Origin of the sequence: Agathobaculum sp. (genome assembly GCF_050946325.1) — a bacterium.
Taxonomy (GTDB): Bacteria; Bacillota; Clostridia; order Oscillospirales; family Butyricicoccaceae; genus Agathobaculum.
The window spans coordinates 12,405-29,752 of record NZ_JBMNUP010000009.1 but is presented as its reverse complement, the minus strand read 5'-3'; the positions used below and the strand labels follow the sequence as shown (position 1 = coordinate 29,752).

Genomic DNA, 17,348 nt, shown 5'->3' with positions numbered 1-17,348 from the left:
AACTTGACCGCCTGTTTATCAAAATCTACGAGGACAACGCCAAGGGCAAGCTGAACGATGATCGCTTTGCCATGATGAGCAAGACCTACGAGGACGAGCAGGCGCAGCTCAAAGTTGAAATCGTAAATCTGCAAAAAGAAGTCGAAGTACAGGAACGACAGATAGAAGATCTTGAACAGTTTATTCAGCGGGCACATAGATACACCGACCTCACGGAACTTACGCCATATGCTCTCAGAGAGCTTGTAAAAGCGGTTTATGTGGAGGCACCGGACAAGTCCAGCGGCAAGCGCAAACAGAGGGTGCATATCGAATATGACCTTGTGGGCTACATTCCCGTGGATGAACTGATAAAAGCGGAACAGGCATGACCGAAATCATGCCTGTTCCAAGAAATTCACATATTACTGTTTTACGACCACCGAGCATTGCGGCCGGTTTTTTTGTTGTTTCGTGCGGATGACTGTAGTGGACTTATGGGGAAAAGTATGTTATGATTTTAACAGAATAGAGACGGAGGTGCCATGCGATGCACACAACCAGAAAGATTAAAGAAGATCTGATTTATATCGGCGGCAGTGACCGTCGCCTGAGCCGGTTTGAAAACCTGTTTCCGATTCCGCGCGGAGTATCCTACAACAGCTATGTGCTGCTGGACGAAAAGACCGTATTGTTTGATACGGCGGATGAAGCGGTTGGCCGGCTGTTTTTTGAAAATTTGGAGTATGCGCTGGATGGGCGCGGATTGGATTATCTGGTCATTCACCATATGGAGCCCGATCATTGCGTGTTGCTGGGCGAAGTGCTGCGCCGCTGGCCGGAAGTGACACTGGTTGGCAGCGCCAAAGCGCTGTCTATGATTCAGCAGTTTTTTGCGGGCGCAGCGCCGGAGCGTACGCTGGCTGTCAGCGAAGGGGACAAGCTCTCTACCGGCCGCCATACGCTGCATTTTATGATGGCGCCCATGGTACACTGGCCGGAGGTTATGGTGACCTACGATGAGACGGACAAGGTGCTCTTCTCCGCAGATGCGTTCGGTACGTTCGGCGCGCTGAGCGGCAATATTTTTGCGGATGAGTTTGATTTTGACGGCGCATGGATGGATGATACGCGGCGGTATTATGCCAACATCTGCGGCAAATACGGCGCGCAGGTGCAGGTCCTGCTGAAGAAAATGGCAGCGGTGGATGTGGAGACTGTTTGCCCGCTGCATGGTCCCATATGGCGGGATGGCATGGGGCTGCTGCTGGAGAAATACCAGATGTGGAGCGCCTGCCAGCCGGAGGAACAGTCGGTGCTGATCGTATACGGCACAATGTACGGCAATACGGAGAATGCGGCGGCGGTGCTGGCCGCAAGACTGGCGGACCGTGGCGTGCGCAATATTAAACTGTACGATGTGTCAGAAACCGATGTATCGGAGCTGGTTTCGGAAAGCTTCCGGTGCAGCCATCTGGTGCTGGCCGCGCCGACCTATAACGGCGGTCTGCATCCGAAGATGGAGGCGTTTCTCAATGATTTGAAGGCGCTTAACCTGCAAAACCGCACGGTTGCGCTGCTGGAAAACGGCACTTGGGCGCCGGCTGCTGCCAGACTGATGGGTGCGATTCTGGGTGCGATGAAGAATATAACGGTGCTGGAAAATACCGTAACGTTTAAATCTGCGCTGGCTGAGGGACAGGCGGCTTCGATGGATATGCTGGCCGATGTGATTTCGGCGCAGCTGGCCTGCGCTGCAGGTTAAAAAATAAAAAAACAGACTGCTGCAACTTGCGGCGGTCTGTTTTTATTTACCGGTTCTGCCGGTTTCTCCTGCTGCATAGAATAGGAACAAAAGCAGGAGGGAAAATGCCATGATCGTTTATGCAACCAAGGTTTCGGTAAAAAAAGCGATAGCGGGCGTGCTGGCACTGGGCGCGGTCGTGTGGGGAGTGGCTGCGCTCGCGCCGAAATCGGCGGAGACGGTCAGCGCAGAAGCAGCAGAGGAAATCGGGCTGGATACAAGGCTGAAGACCAACGAGCAGCGCGTTGCGCTATTGGAGGGGTTTGGGTGGAAAGTTGAAGCAGAGCCGCGCAGTGAGCGGGAAGTGCAAATTCCCAAAACATTTGACGATACATACCAGGCGTATAATGCCATTCAGCTTGGGCAGGGGTTGGATTTGACGCCTTATCAGGGTAAACGGGCAACGCTGTACACCTATGAACTGACCGAATACCCGACCGGCGCAGAGGGCGTGACAGCCAATTTGCTGATTCGCCGGAACCGCCTTATCGCGGCAGATATCAGCGCGGCCGAAGCGGACGGCTTTGTGCATGGGATTACCGGAATGCCGGAGTAAACAGATGCTGTCTGCCTGCAATCTGCACATCATAGGGAGGAAGGGGCCTGGAGCGGCACCCTTCCTTTTTTATGGCAGACAATTTCTTGGAGGAATAGACTTTTTTTCGCTTTGCCTATTGTGCAAGATGCAAAAAAGTGTTATGCTATAAACAAAGTCGGATTGTTGTATACGCAAAAATGAATGGTCGGGAGGCACAAAATGCCAGGGATGCGTTTGGATAAATTGCTCACGCACCTGAATTGCGGCAGCCGCAAGGAGGTCGGCGCGATGATTCGCGCAGGCAGGGTGGCCGTTGACGGAACGGTCATATGCGACCCCGCATATAAGGTGGACCCTGACCGTGCAGCCGTTGCGCTGGATGGGCAGGCGCAGCAATACCGTGCGCAGCGGTATTTTATGCTCAACAAGCCGGCGGGGGTGATTACGGCAAACAGGGATGGCCGGCACAGTACGGTGCTTGAACTGTTTCCGGAGCAGCAGCGGCGCGGTCTGTTTGCAGTTGGGCGGCTGGACAAGGATACGGAAGGCTTGCTGATTGTAACGGATGACGGCGCGCTGAGTCATGCGCTGATGAGTCCGGGAAGGCATGTTTCCAAGGTGTATGAAGCTGAGGTGGAAGGCGCGCTGGCAAAAGACGCTGCGGCCCGTTTTGCTGCGGGACTGACCCTGAAAGACGGCACAGTCTGCCTGCCTGCCAAGCTGGAAGTGCTGGCAGAAACGCCGGTGCAGGCCGTGCGGGTGGTTTTGAAGGAAGGAAAATATCATCAGGTCAAGCGCATGATAGCTGCGGTAGGCGGCACGGTTGTTCGTCTGCGCAGGGTGCAGATTGGCGGACTGCCGCTGGATACGGCGCTGAAGCCGGGCGAGTTCCGGATGCTGACAGAGCCGGAACTTGTGCTGCTGCGGCAGCAGTCTCCGGCGCAGCAGAAAAATTAAAAAACTGACAAAAAAATTTAAAAATTTTTGTACAAAAATGTTGAAACCTGTGATATAATGTCGTAAAAAGCCTTGAGATACCACGGGCTTCTTGTGAAGATTGATGAGAGTGTGCAAAGGATCAGCGGGGAGACTGTCCGCCTGGCGGAGCGCCGGAAAGTGACGCGCGCCGTGCGGCGGCAAAAAGACGGGAAAGGTGATGGAAATGGCTTCAAGATTGTTCCAGTCGATTATTTTACAGATGAAGGACACGGTGGACCGTACAATAGGCATTGTTGATGCCAGCGGTGCGGTTGTCGCATGCACTGATCTGCCGCGCATCGGAGAGATGCGGGAAGAGGCGGTCACAGAGCTCGGCTTTGCAGGCGAGCTGGTGCGTTTTGGCGGTTATACCTATCATATGACGGGGGACCGCACTTCGCGTATGGAGTATGCTGTGTTTGTGCAGGGAGAGGACGAACTGGCGCGCAGCATCTGCTCGCTGGTGGCGGTTTCCATCAATAACATCAAAACGTTATATGACGAAAAACACGACAAGGCTACCTTCATTAAAAATATCATTCTGGACAATATTCTGCCTGGCGATATTTATATCAAGTCGCGTGAACTGCACTTTGGCAATGATGTGCCGCGCGTCGTATTTTTAGTGCGTCAGCAGCCGCCGGCAGACGTGGCTGCAATTGACGTAGTAGCCGGCATGTTCCCGGATAAGCAGAAGGATTTTGTTCTGCATATTTCTGAGAGCGACATCGTCGTGGTCAAGGAAGTGAAGGGCAGCGGCGATTTGAAGGAGCTTGCCAAACTGGCGGCTTCGATTGAGGAGACACTGCTCAGCGAATTGTCGGTAAAGTGCCTGATCGGTATCGGCTCGGTATCCGCACAGATGAAGGATATTGCGAAATCCTTTAAAGAAGCGCAGACCGCAATTGAGGTTGGCGGCGTATTTGATACGGAAAAGAACATCATCAGCTTTGAAAATCTGGGAATCGGCCGCCTGATTTATCAGCTTCCGATTACGCTGTGCGAAATGTTCCTTTCTGAAGTGTTCAAAAAGGGCTCGATTGACTCGCTGGACCAGGAAACGCTGTTTACCATTCAGAAATTCTTTGAGAATAACCTGAATGTATCTGAAACTTCGAGAAAACTGTTTGTACACCGCAATACGCTGGTATATCGTCTGGAAAAAATTAAAAAGCTGACCGGACTGGACCTGCGTGAATTTGACCATGCGATCGTATTCAAGGTGGCGCTGATGGTGCGCAAATATCTGTCCAGCCGTGAAGAAGGCGTGCGCTGATTCAGTATTGCAGAAAGTTCACAAAAAAACAAAAACCGAAACGCGCCTGGCAGTTATTGTCGACTTGCGCGGGGCGGGAATATCTGTTATAATAAACGAAGGTGTGTGACAGCACGCACCTTCGTCTTTTTTTGCCAAAAGGATTGACAGGGAGGACTGTCTGTGATACGGATGAACAATGTCACCGTGGTATATGATAACGGTACCCGTGCGGTGAATAAAGCAAGCCTTCGCATTGATGAAGGCGAATTTGTCTTTTTGGTCGGCGCTTCCGGTTCCGGCAAAACAACCCTCATTAAACTGCTGACTGCCGAGGTCCGGCCGGCTGAGGGCAAGGTGCTGGTGAATAATTACAACATCGGGGAAATGAAAAAACGGCAGATTCCCTATCTGCGCCGCACGCTTGGCGTGGTGTTTCAGGATTTTCGTCTGATTAAGAACAAAACCGTTTATGAAAATGTTGCGTTTGCCATGCGCACGATCGGCGCGCGGAGCAAAGCGATCAAAGCCCGTGTGCCGTATGTGCTGGAGCTGGTCGGATTGACCGAAAAGGCGCATGAAAAGCCGATGAATCTTTCCGGCGGCGAGCAGCAGCGCGTGGCGATTGCGCGTGCGCTGGTAAACAATCCGCGCCTGATTATCGCGGATGAGCCGACCGGCAACCTCGATCCGGCGCGCTCGCTCGAACTGATGACGCTGTTTGAAAAAATTAACGAGCTGGGCACAACGGTGCTGATCGTCACGCATGAAAAGGGCCTGGTGGACGAGTTTGAAAAGCGCGTTGTTGTGATTGACCATGGCGAGGTCATCAGCGATCAGACAGGTGGGTATTATCAGATATGAGAAGTTTTGGTTATTACTGGAAGGAAGGCTTCCGCAATATTTTCAAGCACGGCTTTATGTCGATTGCGGCGGTCGTTATCATGATTATCTGTCTGCTGCTGACGGGCACCGTCACGCTGATTGCGTATAATATTGATTTGAGCATCAGAACGCTGCAGCAGTCCAACCAGATTGTCGTATTTATTGATGAAAGCCTGACCACGCGGGAGGCGAAGGCGCTCGGCTCGCAGTTTAATCAGATTGATAACATTGCGACGATTCAGTTTGAGTCGCGGGATGAGGCGCTGGAGGCGTATCGCATACAGCTGGGCGAGGATGCGGACATTCTGGACAGCTATACCTCGGAGAATAATCCGCTGCGCAACAGCTTCATCTTCACGCTGACTGACGCGACGCAGGCTGCGCAGACGATTGAGCAGATTGAAGCGGTGGAAGGCGTTGCCAATGTCCGCGCGGACGAGGTGGTAATTTCCAAGCTGGTGCAGGTGCAGCGCGTATTTAATGTGGTATCGCTGGCTATGGTGATTGCGATGGCGCTGATTTCGGTTTTTATCATCGCCAATACGGTAAAACTTGCCATGTTTGCGCGGCGGGAGGAGATCTCCATTCAGAAGATGGTCGGCGCAACCAACTGGTTTATCCGCTGGCCGTTCGTGATTGAGGGCATGGTGCTTGGATTGCTGGCCGGCGGTCTGGCCTTTTTTGCCGAGTGGGGCCTGTATGCAGAGCTGGTGCATGTGGCGGACGGCGTCATTCCGTATTTCCGAATCGTTCCGTTTGAGGAGCTGCGCTGGCTGGTGCTCAGCGTGTTCCTGGGTGCGGGCGTACTGTTTGGCATTGGCGGCTCGGTAACGAGCATCCGCAAGTTTATGGATGTTTAAACCGTTTGGCGAAAGGAGCAGGAAGCAATTATTATGATGAAGAAAAAACATACCCGCATTATTTCGTGCGTGATTGCCGGCATACTGGCGCTGGCTATGCTGATGTCCATGCTGGCTTCCGGAATGGTGTTTGCCGGCGCGGCGGAAGACGCGGATGAACTGAAAGATAAGCTTTCCAGTCTGGAGGATGAAAAGAAATCCGTGCAGGCGCGGATTGCCGATTTGACGAAGCAGGCGAAGGATGTTGAAGCCACCCGCGAGGCGCTGCAGAGCGAGATTGAGCTGACCCGCGAAGAAATTGCGACGGTTGAAGCGTACATAAAGCGTTTGCAGGAGCAGATTGACGTAAAAACGGTTGAGCTGGGCGTTGCGGAAGATGCGTTGCAGGAAAAAGAAGAGGACTTTGCGCTGACGGTCCGCACGACCTATGAGATGGGCGAGACGAGCTATCTGGAGGTCCTGCTCAATTCTTCCAGCTTTACGGATTTGCTGACCCGTATGGAAATCGTTACAACGCTGATGGACAATAATAAAAAGGTGGTTGCGGAATATACGGCCGCCAAGGAAGATATTGAGCAGAAGCGCGATGATTTGCAGCAGACGCAGGATGAACAGTCGGATTATCAGAAGAATCTGAGCTATAAGGTGGACGAGCTGGCGGCCAATGAGGCGCAGCAGGCGGCGCTGCAGGAGAGCATTGAAGCCTATAAGGCGGAGAGCGAAGCGGAGTACGACCGAATTGCAGGGGAAATGCAGTCGGTCAGCAACCAGATTGCGGAGCTGTCCCGACAGGCCGCTGCCAATGGTTCGGTGCCGATGGGCGACGGTACGCTCATCTGGCCGACGCCGAGCTGCACGACGAATTCCTCGGCTTACGGCTGGCGCATTCATCCGATTTACGGTACGCGCAAGTTCCACGCGGGCGAGGATATCCCCGCCGGCTACGGCGCGGAAATTCTGGCCGCGGCGTCGGGCCGCGTGGTTACCGCAGGCTGGGTATCCGGCTACGGCAACTATACGGTTATCGACCATGGCGGCGGATTGATGACGGCTTACGGCCATCAGTCGTCCTTTGCGGTTTCGGTTGGGCAGACCGTTACGCAGGGACAGGTGATCGGCTATGTCGGCTCGACCGGCAACTCGACCGGTCCGCACCTGCATTTTGAGGTTTATGTCAACGGTGCGACGGTAGACCCGAAGAGCTATTTCTGAGACGGATAGACATGAGAAAATGGGGGAGGGCGGAAAAGCTCTCCCCCTGTTTTATGCGGAGGAAGATGCAATTGAAAAAATGGAGGGACGCGCGGGTTTCGCTTGGCACTGCGCTGATGCTGTGCATCATGGCGGCGGCTGCGGGCGTGGCCTGCTGTTATACGGCGGTCGGCTGGAATTCAAACACCATGCAGCAAAAACTGCGGGAGATTGACAAGCTGGTAACCGAAAAGTATGTGGGCGAGCTGGACATCGGCCTGGTTGCGGATTACGCCGCGACCGGCTATATCACCGGCGTGGGAGATCAGTGGTCGAGCTATATTCCGGCGGAACAGTATCAGGCATACATGCTGCGGGGAGAAGGAAAGAGCTGCGGCATCGGCGTATCGGTCGTGTCCGGAGAGAATGGTATCCGTGTCAGCCTAGTGTGCGATGATTCGCCGGCCCAGGCCGCAGGCATAGAAAAATATGACTGGATTACGGGCGCGGAAGGATTGACCGTCGAGCGGGACGGCGCCTCTGCGGTGCTGGAAGCGATTCAGGGCGAGGAGGGGACGGACGTCAGCCTGACTTTTGAAAAGGCAGAGACCGGAGAAAGCCGAACGGTGACGCTGACCCGCGCAATCGTCACCCAGAAAATGGCGTGGGGAGAACTGCTGGAAGACGGCGTGGGATATCTGCGGATTGAGTCCTTCCATGACGGGTCGGCCGCGCAGTTCCAAACCGTTTTGGACAGTCTGCTGGAGCAGGGCGCGCAAAAGCTGGTGATTGACGTGCGGCACAACGGCGGCGGCCGTGTGAAAGAGATGAGCGCCATGCTCGATCCGCTGCTGCCGGAGGGCACGATCATGCGGCTGGAGACGCGGGACGGACAGCAGACGGTATACGAATCGGATGCGGAACAGATTGATTTGCCGATTGCGGTGCTGATTGACGAGCAGTCGATTTCGGCGGCAGAGTTTTTTGCCGCAGCCCTGCAGGAGTATGAAAGAGCGGCGCTGGTTGGCGTGCATACAACCGGAAAAGGGCGCGCACAGCGCACTTATGAGCTGTCAGACGGGTCGGCGGTCAATCTTTCGGTTGAACAGTATTATACGCCGCATGGCCGCAACCTGGCGGGCACGGGTATTGCGCCTGATGTGGAGCAGAAGCTGTCTGCCGAGCAAAGCGCAGAATTTTATTTTTTGACGGCAGAAAACGATTCGCAGCTGCAAAAAGCGATAGAAACGCTGAAATAATTCGTTTCCGTGGGAGAAAAACAGGGAATTTTCCGTTCCCTCGCTTGACAGCGCGGGAAACCTTCCATATAATAAGGAGTATTGTACGGCCGGAACCGGCCGATTACCGAAGATAAGAGGTTTGTGAAGCATGGCGAAAGAAATCAAACTGACACAGGAAAGTCTGGACGCTTATAAAGAAGAACTGGAATATCTGAAGACTACCCGTGCGGACGAGGTAGCCGAGCAGCTGAAGGAAGCGCGTTCTTTCGGCGACTTGTCCGAGAATGCCGAGTATGACGAGGCGAAGAACGAACAGGGCAAGCTGTATTCCCGCATTGCCGAGCTGGAGGAGATTATCAAGCAGGCGGTCGTCGTTTCGGGCGATACCTATGCGGAGGATGAGGTTTCCCCCGGCTGCCATTTTGTGGTGAAAGATCTGGAGCTGGATGAGGAAGAGGAGTATCACTTCGTCGGCTCGCAGGAGGCCAACCCGATGGAAGGCAAGATTTCTGACGAATCGCCTTTCGGCAAGGCGATGCTGGGCAAGAAGGCCGGCATGATTGTTGAGGTGGAAGCGCCGGTTGGCGTTGTCAAATATCAGGTTGTTTCCATCCGGAAATAAGCCTTTTGCCTGACGCGCGCTGCGCGGCCGGGAAAATTTTATTATGATCAGAAAGATGTGATGAACACCATGGCAGAACAGCACCAGGAGCAGGAGCAGACGGCAGAAGAACTGCACGAGCTCAAGCGTATCCGCCGTGAAAAACTGGCTGAGCTGCAGCAGGCGGGCAGCGACCCGTTCCAGCAGGTCCGTTTTGAGCGCGACCATTACACCGTAGATATTCATGAGCGCTTTGAGGAGCTGGAAGGCAAGACGGTTCGTCTGGCCGGCCGTATGATGTCGAAGCGCATTATGGGTAAGGCGTCCTTTTCCGATATGACCGACCGTTACGGCCGTGTGCAGCTTTATATCAAGCGGGACAATGTGGGCGACGACGTATATAAAGGCTACAAGAAGTTCGATATTGGCGATATTATCGGCATATCGGGCGAGGTTTTTCGCACCCAAAAGGGCGAAATTTCGGTTGCCGTAAACGAGCTGACGCTGCTTTCCAAGAACCTTGCGCCGCTGCCCGAAAAGTGGCACGGCCTGAAGGATACCGATATGCGGTATCGCCAGCGCTATGTGGACCTGATTGTTAACCCCGAAGTGCGCGATACGTTTGAAAAGCGCTCGGCCATTGTGCGCGAAATCCGTAATTTTATGGATTCCCGCGGCTTTATTGAGGTGGAGACGCCGTGCCTGAACACCATTCCGGGCGGCGCGGCTGCGCGTCCGTTTATTACGCACCACAACGCGCTGGACATTGATATGTACATGCGCATTGCCACCGAACTGCACCTGAAGCGTTTGATCGTGGGCGGTTTGGAGCAGGTTTATGAGATTGGCCGCATCTTCCGCAATGAGGGTATGGATACCAAGCATAATCCGGAGTTTACCACCATCGAGCTGTATCAGGCATACACCGATTACCACGGCATGATGGATATTACCGAGGATATGGTGGTGCATGTATGCGAAAAGGTGCTGGGTACCACCAAGATCACCTATCAGGGCACCGAACTGGATTTGTCCAAGGGCTGGAAGCGCATGACCATGGCGGACGCCGTCAAGGAATACGCAGGTCTGGACTTTATGGCGATGACGCCGGAAGAGGCGCTTGCAGCGGTTCGGGCCAAGGGCCTGGAGATTGAAGCCGGCAAGGAGAGCTGGGGCGATCTGCTTGCGCAGTGCTATGACGAATATGTAGAGGAAAATCTGATTCAGCCGACCTTTATCACCGACTATCCGGTTGAGATTTCTCCGCTGGCCAAGCGCAAGCCCTCTGACCCGCGTCTGACCGAGCGGTTTGAGTGCTTTATTTACGGCCGTGAGCTGTGCAACGCCTTCTCCGAACTGAACGACCCGATCGACCAGCGCGGACGTTTTGAGCGTCAGGTTGCGCTGCGCGCTGCGGGCGATGATGAAGCCAACATGATGGATGAGGATTTCATCAATGCGCTGGAATACGGCATGCCTCCGACGGGCGGCATGGGTATGGGCATTGACCGCTTGGTCATGTTCCTGACCGATTCGGCCTCCATTCGCGACGTGCTGCTCTTCCCCACGATGAAGCCGCTGGATGCTGTAAAACGGGAATCAGGTGTAAATTCGGAGATGGCTACTGCGCCCAAGGCAGCACCTGAGAAAATTGATTTTTCCAAAGTAAAGATCGAGCCTTTATTTGACGAAGAAGTTGATTTCGAGACTTTTAGTAAGTCTGATTTCCGCGCTGTAAAGATTGAGGCATGTGAAGCCGTTCCGAAAAGCAAAAAACTATTAAAGTTTACTTTGAACGACGGAACTGACCGGAAACGTACTATTTTGAGTGGCATTCATGAATATTATGAGCCGGAAGAGCTGGTTGGAAAGACGGCAATCGCGATTGTAAACCTTCCGCCGCGTAAGATGATGGGGATTGATTCCGAGGGTATGCTGATTTCGGCCGTGCATGAAGAGGACGGCGAGGAACGTCTCAACCTGCTGATGGTTGACGACCGCATTCCGGCGGGTGCAAAGCTGTACTGATTTCTCCGCTCGGGCATGGCGTGATGCCTGCCGCACAAAGCCTGAACGCTTCGTTCAGGCTTTCGGCTTTTCATATCGGGGCGGAGCCGGTTGCGCAAAAAAGCAGAACAGATGAGGTGGACGAGCAGCGTTGGTAGAGATTACAAGCCGCCAGAACACCGCGCTCAAACACCTGGCGCGGCTTGGCAGAGAGAAAAAATATCGCCGCACAACGGGAGAAATGCTGTGCGAGGGCGGTAAGATGCTTTATGAAGCGCTGGCATCCGGCGCGCAGGTAAAGACCGTGCTGACGCGGCAGAATGGGCGAGAAGACTGCGCTGCATTGCTTGGGCAGGCAGAGCAGCAGGGCGCTGCGCTTTATACCGCGCCGGAACACCTGTTTTTGCAGGCCAGCGAGGTGGAAACGCCGCAGGATGTGATTTTTTCCTGCGTTCAGCCGCGCTGGACGCAGGCGGCGCTTGTCGGAAAGCGGCAGGTACTGCTGCTGGACGGTTTGCAGGACCCGGGCAACCTTGGCACAATTCTGCGCACCGCCGAAGCGTTTGCGCTGGATGCTGTTGTATTGTGCGAGGGCTGTGCCGATCTGTTTTCTCCCAAAGTCGTGCGCTCGACGATGGGGGCCGTGTTTCGCCTGCCCTGTGTGCAGCTTGCGCTGGAGCAAGCGGTGCGCACCCTGCGGCAGGCAGGGCTTGCCATATACGCTACCGCGCTGCATCGGGACAGTGTGCCGCTTGGCGGCGTTCCGCTGCAAAACGCGGCGGTCATCATCGGCAGCGAGGGGAGAGGCGTGAGCGAACAGGCGCTTGCGCTGTCTGACCGGCGCGTGATTATTCCGATGGGCGGCCGTGCAGAGTCGCTCAATGCGGGCGTAGCGGCCGCAATTGTAATTTATGAAATGACAAAATAAACCGCAGGGGAGGATGGAGATATGCCGGCACGGATACACTACATCTGGCTGTCGCGGAGGCGCGGCATCGGGCCGGGCACGGCAAACGAACTGCTGCGCGCATTTGGTTCGCCGGAAGCTGTTTATGCCGCCGACCGTGAGCGGCTGATTACCGCGTGCAGACTGAATAAGGCGCAGGCAGATGCGCTGTGCGATAAGTCTCTTGATGAGGCCGAGCATATCATCGGGCAGTGCGTCAAAGCGGATATCCAGATCATCACGGCGGGCGACAGCGCCTACCCAGACCGCCTGCGGGCAATTGAAGACCCGCCGCTGGTGCTGTATGTGCGCGGCCGGTGGCCGGATTTTGATTTGGTGCCGGGCATTGCCGTCGTCGGTACGCGCAAGGCGACAAATTATGGACGGACGACTGCGGCGGCCCTGGGCAGTACACTGGCGCGCGCAGGCTTTATCACAGTCAGCGGTATGGCGCTGGGAGCGGATGGAGAGGCGCACCGCGGCGCTTTGCGCGCGGGCGGACTGACCGTTGCCGTACTCGCCGGCGGTCCGGATGTGTGCTATCCGCCGCAGCACCGCAGCCTGATGGGCGACATTTTGCTGTCCGGCGCGGTAGTGAGCGAGTATCCGCCGGGCGCAGAGCCACTTGCTGCCAATTATCATAATCGAAATCGGATTATCAGCGGCCTGTCTGTGGCAACCGTGGTTGTGGAAGCGCCGTCGTATCGTTCGGGTTCGCTGATTACCGCACGGCATGCGCTCGATCAGGGACGCGATGTATATGCGGTGCCCGGCACGCTGGATGCGCCGCAGTCTGCTGCCTGCAATGCGCTGATTGAAAAGGGAGAGGCCGCGCTGCTGCGCAGCCCCTCGGCACTGGTGCGGACATACAGCGGCCTGCTGCCGCAGAGCGAACAGGTGCGTGCTGCGCTGTGCCGTGCAACCGGCAGCACTCCGGAGCGGGGAGCGGCCGACGCATGGGATACTGCGCCTGTCCGGCGGACCAATGTGCCGCGCAGGAAAGCGGATGCAAAGCAGGCGCCGCACGGGAAAGATCGCCCTTCCAAGACGGAGCAGACGGTTTTGCAAACCGAACAGTCCGGCGCTTCCCTGCGGCAAAGCCTTTCAGAAGACGAGCGCCTGCTGGCCGAACTGGTGCAGCGGGGGCTGTGTACTGCGGAAGAACTGATAGAGCGGTGCGGGCTGCCCGCCCCGCGTGTGATGAGCCTGATTACCATGTTGGAAATGGACGGTGTTCTGCGCAGGGAAAAAGGCAAACTGGTTTTGGGGTGCGATGGATACGCAGCCGCAAATCATCAGGAGGATTCAGAGTAACATGTCAAAGTTAGTAATCGTGGAGTCGCCCGCAAAGGCCAAGACCATCGGCAAATACCTTGGTGCGGATTATGTGGTCAAGGCTTCCATGGGGCACCTGCGTGACTTGCCAAAAAAGAAGATGAGCGTGGATATTGAGCACGGCTTTAAGCCGGAGTATGTCCCGATCGAGGGCAAGGATAAGATTATTTCGGAACTGAAAAAAGAAATTCGCAAAAGCGATTTTGTATATCTTGCAACTGACCCTGACCGCGAAGGCGAGGCGATCTCCTGGCATATCAAGGAGCTGTTCAAGCTGAACGATCAGGATTCCAAGCGCGTTACTTTTAATGAAATTACGCGCCCTGCCGTCAAATACGGCATTGAGCATCCGCGCGATATTGACATTGACCTGGTAAACGCACAGCAGGCGCGCCGCATTCTGGACCGCGTGGTCGGCTACCAGCTTTCGCCCTTTCTGTGGCGCAAGGTCAAGCGCGGCCTGTCCGCAGGACGTGTGCAGAGTGTGGCGACCCGCCTGGTGGTGGACAGGGAAAATGAAATCCGCGCATTTGTGCCGGAAGAATACTGGACGATTGAGGCAACGCTGCCCTCGCCGCGCGGCGACGGGCAGCGCTTCACCGCGCGCTTTTTTGGAGACGCCGCCGGCAAAATTGAGCTGAAGTGCGAAGAACAGGCGAAAAACGTGGTATCTGCCGTTGCGGATCAGCCGTTTACCGTTGGAGAAATCAAAAAGGGGAAGAAAAAACGCACGCCGGCTCCGCCGTTTATCACCTCCACGCTGCAGCAGGAGGCGTCCCGCAAACTGAATATGACGCCGCGCCGTACCATGAGCGTGGCGCAGGAGCTGTATGAAGGCATTGAGTTGGGAGAACATGGCCTGACGGGTCTGATTACCTATATGCGTACCGATTCGCTGCGTCTGGCTGAAGAGGCGACCGCTGCTGCGGCCGGTTTTATCCGCGGCCGTTATGGCGAGGAATATTACCCCGGCCGCCCGCGGGTGTTCAAAACCAAGGGCAATGCGCAGGATGCGCATGAGGCGATTCGGCCGTCGGACGTCAAACTGATACCGGAGGAGATTCGCCAGTATCTTTCGCCCGACCAGTTTAAGCTGTACAAACTGATCTGGTCGCGTTTTGTGGCCTGCCAGATGGCAGACGCCGTGTTTGATACGCTTTCGGTTGATTTGAATGCAGATAAATATGTGTTCCGCACAAGCGGGCACGTTGTTTCGTTCCCCGGCTTTCTCTCTGTATACGAAGAGGGGCGGGACGATGATAAGGGAGAGGAAGGCAGCCGCCTGCTGCCGCGCTTTGAGCAGGGAGACAGCATGATGCCTGCGTCGGTTGAACCGGCACAGCATTTTACCCAGCCGCCTGCGCGCTATACGGAAGCCTCGCTCATCCGCGCGATGGAAGAACGCGGGATCGGCCGCCCGTCGACCTATGCGCCGACGATTTCGACGATCATCGACCGCGATTATGTTTCCAAGGAGAATCGCTCGCTGCGGCCCACGCCGCTGGGCGAGGGCGTGACCGGTCTGCTGGTGGATAAGTTTACATCGGTGGCCGATTACGAGTTTACCGCCAATATGGAGCATGAGCTGGACGAGGTGGAAGCCGGCAAGCTGGATTATGTGAAGCTGCTGGAAAACTTCTACGATGGATTTGAAAAGGCGCTTGGCCGCGCAGAGGTTGAACTGGAAGGCCAGCGCATCAAGATACAGGACGAAGTGACCGATATCGTCTGCGAAAAATGCGGACGCAACATGGTCATCAAGTCGGGGCGTTTTGGCAAATTCCTGGCCTGCCCGGGATTTCCCGAGTGTACCAACACCAAGGCCATCACGGAGGATACCGGAGCGGCCTGCCCTGTTTGCGGGGCCAAAGTGGTCAAGAAAAAGTCTGCGCGCGGCTATGTGTACTATTCGTGCGATAAATTCCCTGCATGCCAGTTCATGACATGGGATAAGCCGCTCAAAACCAAGTGCCCGACCTGCGATTCGTCGCTCTTCCGTCATACGGACAGGGATTCCAAGGAGGTTTCGGACGTATGCCTGCGTGAGGGATGCGGATACAAGGAGCTGGTAAAGGAAGGGCTGCCGCCCGAAGAGGCGGAGAAAAACCGCCTTCGCCGTGAGGCGCGGGCAGCCAAGGCCGCCGAGCGGGCCGCAGCAAAAGAAGCGGCCGGTGCGGAGGAAGGAACGGCAAAAAAACCGGCAAAGAAGCCGGCTGCCAAAAAGACTCCCGCCAAAAAACAGGTGCCGTGGATGACCAAGACGACCAACCGCTTCAAAAAGCTGGGAGAAGAAGCCGTGCAGGCGCTGACGCCCAAACAGCAGGAGCAGTATGCCAAGGCGCTGGCCAAGCATGAAGCGGAGAAGGCGGCTGCCAAGACGAAAAAGCCCGCAAAGAAGACTGCGGCAAAGGCGGCGAACGATGAATAACGAGCATATTACCGTAGTCGGCGCGGGTCTGGCCGGCTGCGAAGCGGCGTGGCAGATTGCGCAGCGGGGCATTCCCGTCCGCCTGCATGAGATGAAGCCGGAAAAACATACGCCGGCCCACCATTCGGACGATTTTGCCGAGCTGGTCTGCTCCAACTCGCTGCGTTCGGACGAACTGTCCAACGCTGCGGGGCTGTTGAAGGAAGAACTGCGCAGGCTGGGCAGCCTGATCCTTTGCTGTGCGGACGCAAACCGTGTGGAAGCGGGCGGTGCGCTTGCGGTGGACCGAGAGGCGTTTGCGCAATCGGTTACGGAGAAAATCAAAGGGCACCCGCTGATTGAAACGGTTTACGGAGAGGTGACAGAAATTCCGGAGGGAAGGGTCGTCATCGCCTCCGGCCCGCTGACCTCGGACGCGCTGTTTGAGGCCGTTCACCACAAGGTCGGCGGAGAGTTTCTGCATTTTTACGATGCGGCCGCGCCCATTGTGACGGCAGAGAGTATTGATATGGATTCCGCCTATGCCGCCTCGCGCTATGGCAAGGGCACGGCAGACTACATCAATTGCCCGTTTACGCGGGAGGAGTATGACGCATTCTGGAACGCGCTGACGACGGCGGAGGAAGCGCCCGTACATGGGTTTGAGGACTCCAAGGTGTTTGAAGGCTGCATGCCGGTCGAGGTAAATGCGCGCCGCGGGTATGATACGCTGCGGTTTGGTATTTTAAAGCCGGTCGGCCTGCCTGACCCCAAAACAGGAAAAGACCCCTACGCGGTGCTGCAGCTTCGGCGGGATAATGCGGCAGGCAGCCTGTATAATCTGGTTGGCTGCCAGACGCACCTCAAATGGGGAGAGCAGAAGCGTGTATTCTCCATGATTCCGGCGCTGCGCAATGCGGAGTTCGTGCGTTATGGCGTCATGCACCGCAACACCTTTCTGGACTCGCCGCGCCTGCTGGACGCGACGTATGCGCTGAAAGCGGACAGACGTCTGCGTTTTGCCGGACAGATGACGGGCGTAGAGGGCTACGTTGAGTCTACGGCTTCCGGCTTTGTTGCGGGCGTGGCCGCGGCGCTGGAGGCGCAGGGCCGCGCAATGCCTGCGCTGGGGCGCGATACGGCAATCGGCGCGCTGGCCTGCTATGTATCCGATCATACGGTGACGAAATTTCAGCCGATGAATGTCAATTTTGGAATTTTGGAGCCGCTGGGGTACAAGGTAAAAGGCAAGCGGGAAAAAAACACCAGGATTTCGGAACGTGCGCTGGAGCGCATCGAAGTGCTGAAAGGGGAAATCTGA

General features: G+C 55.7%; 15 protein-coding genes. All 15 read left to right on the top strand.

Annotation, left to right across the window (positions count from 1 at the left end):
* On the top strand, positions 1-371 hold a 371-nt coding region (locus ACOYIE_RS01995; protein ID WP_433410336.1), incomplete at its 5' end, for a DUF4368 domain-containing protein.
* 158 nt (positions 372-529) lie between these two features.
* Positions 530-1,744 (top strand): FprA family A-type flavoprotein, encoded by a 1,215-nt coding sequence (locus ACOYIE_RS01990; protein ID WP_433410334.1) that lies wholly within the window; start codon positions 530-532, stop codon positions 1,742-1,744.
* A 109-nt stretch (positions 1,745-1,853) separates the two neighbouring features.
* Positions 1,854-2,339, top strand: a complete 486-nt coding sequence (locus tag ACOYIE_RS01985) for a DUF4830 domain-containing protein (protein ID WP_433410332.1) — start codon at positions 1,854-1,856, stop codon at positions 2,337-2,339.
* 201 nt (positions 2,340-2,540) lie between these two features.
* Complete coding sequence (locus ACOYIE_RS01980) at positions 2,541-3,278, top strand: pseudouridine synthase (RefSeq protein ID WP_433410331.1); 738 nt, start codon at positions 2,541-2,543, stop codon at positions 3,276-3,278.
* Positions 3,279-3,483: 205 nt separating this feature from the next.
* A complete protein-coding gene (locus ACOYIE_RS01975; protein WP_433410329.1) occupies positions 3,484-4,575 on the top strand; it encodes a PucR family transcriptional regulator in 1,092 nt (363 codons plus the stop codon).
* Between the two features lie 162 nt (positions 4,576-4,737).
* Positions 4,738-5,418 (top strand): cell division ATP-binding protein FtsE, encoded by a 681-nt coding sequence (ftsE, locus tag ACOYIE_RS01970; RefSeq protein ID WP_433410328.1) that lies wholly within the window; start codon positions 4,738-4,740, stop codon positions 5,416-5,418.
* Positions 5,415-6,299 (top strand): permease-like cell division protein FtsX, encoded by an 885-nt coding sequence (gene ftsX, locus ACOYIE_RS01965; protein WP_433410327.1) that lies wholly within the window; start codon positions 5,415-5,417, stop codon positions 6,297-6,299. The genes ftsE and ftsX overlap by 4 nt, the downstream gene beginning before the upstream one ends.
* Before the next feature lie 33 nt (positions 6,300-6,332).
* A complete protein-coding gene (locus ACOYIE_RS01960; RefSeq protein ID WP_433410325.1) occupies positions 6,333-7,511 on the top strand; it encodes a murein hydrolase activator EnvC family protein in 1,179 nt (392 codons plus the stop codon).
* A 71-nt stretch (positions 7,512-7,582) separates the two neighbouring features.
* A complete protein-coding gene (locus ACOYIE_RS01955) occupies positions 7,583-8,749 on the top strand; it encodes a S41 family peptidase (RefSeq protein ID WP_433410324.1) in 1,167 nt (388 codons plus the stop codon).
* A 130-nt stretch (positions 8,750-8,879) separates the two neighbouring features.
* Positions 8,880-9,353, top strand: coding sequence for a transcription elongation factor GreA (gene greA, locus ACOYIE_RS01950; RefSeq protein WP_433410322.1), 474 nt, complete (start codon positions 8,880-8,882; stop codon positions 9,351-9,353).
* A gap of 60 nt (positions 9,354-9,413) precedes the next feature.
* Positions 9,414-11,360: a lysine--tRNA ligase gene (gene lysS, locus ACOYIE_RS01945; RefSeq protein ID WP_433410337.1), complete on the top strand. Its 1,947-nt coding sequence runs from the start codon at positions 9,414-9,416 to the stop codon at positions 11,358-11,360.
* A gap of 130 nt (positions 11,361-11,490) precedes the next feature.
* Positions 11,491-12,267: a TrmH family RNA methyltransferase gene (locus ACOYIE_RS01940; protein WP_433410320.1), complete on the top strand. Its 777-nt coding sequence runs from the start codon at positions 11,491-11,493 to the stop codon at positions 12,265-12,267.
* Between the two features lie 21 nt (positions 12,268-12,288).
* Positions 12,289-13,599 (top strand): DNA-processing protein DprA, encoded by a 1,311-nt coding sequence (dprA, locus tag ACOYIE_RS01935; protein ID WP_433410318.1) that lies wholly within the window; start codon positions 12,289-12,291, stop codon positions 13,597-13,599.
* A 1-nt stretch (position 13,600) separates the two neighbouring features.
* Positions 13,601-16,048: a type I DNA topoisomerase gene (topA, locus tag ACOYIE_RS01930; RefSeq protein WP_433410317.1), complete on the top strand. Its 2,448-nt coding sequence runs from the start codon at positions 13,601-13,603 to the stop codon at positions 16,046-16,048.
* A complete protein-coding gene (gene trmFO / locus ACOYIE_RS01925) occupies positions 16,041-17,348 on the top strand; it encodes a methylenetetrahydrofolate--tRNA-(uracil(54)-C(5))-methyltransferase (FADH(2)-oxidizing) TrmFO (protein WP_433410316.1) in 1,308 nt (435 codons plus the stop codon). Before topA ends, trmFO begins: the two co-directional genes overlap by 8 nt.

Excerpts from the sequence above, each read along its gene's own strand:
- ACOYIE_RS01990 (WP_433410334.1), top strand. The coding sequence starts at position 530 with ATGCACACAACCAGAAAGATTAAAGAAGATCTGATTTATATCGGCGGC.
- ACOYIE_RS01985 (WP_433410332.1), top strand. The coding sequence starts at position 1,854 with ATGATCGTTTATGCAACCAAGGTTTCGGTAAAAAAAGCGATAGCGGGC.
- ACOYIE_RS01980 (WP_433410331.1), top strand. The coding sequence starts at position 2,541 with ATGCCAGGGATGCGTTTGGATAAATTGCTCACGCACCTGAATTGCGGC.
- ACOYIE_RS01975 (WP_433410329.1), top strand. The coding sequence starts at position 3,484 with ATGGCTTCAAGATTGTTCCAGTCGATTATTTTACAGATGAAGGACACG.
- ftsX (WP_433410327.1), top strand. The coding sequence starts at position 5,415 with ATGAGAAGTTTTGGTTATTACTGGAAGGAAGGCTTCCGCAATATTTTC.
- ACOYIE_RS01960 (WP_433410325.1), top strand. The coding sequence starts at position 6,333 with ATGATGAAGAAAAAACATACCCGCATTATTTCGTGCGTGATTGCCGGC.
- greA (WP_433410322.1), top strand. The coding sequence starts at position 8,880 with ATGGCGAAAGAAATCAAACTGACACAGGAAAGTCTGGACGCTTATAAA.
- lysS (WP_433410337.1), top strand. The coding sequence starts at position 9,414 with ATGAACACCATGGCAGAACAGCACCAGGAGCAGGAGCAGACGGCAGAA.
- dprA (WP_433410318.1), top strand. The coding sequence starts at position 12,289 with ATGCCGGCACGGATACACTACATCTGGCTGTCGCGGAGGCGCGGCATC.
- topA (WP_433410317.1), top strand. The coding sequence starts at position 13,601 with ATGTCAAAGTTAGTAATCGTGGAGTCGCCCGCAAAGGCCAAGACCATC.
- trmFO (WP_433410316.1), top strand. The coding sequence starts at position 16,041 with ATGAATAACGAGCATATTACCGTAGTCGGCGCGGGTCTGGCCGGCTGC.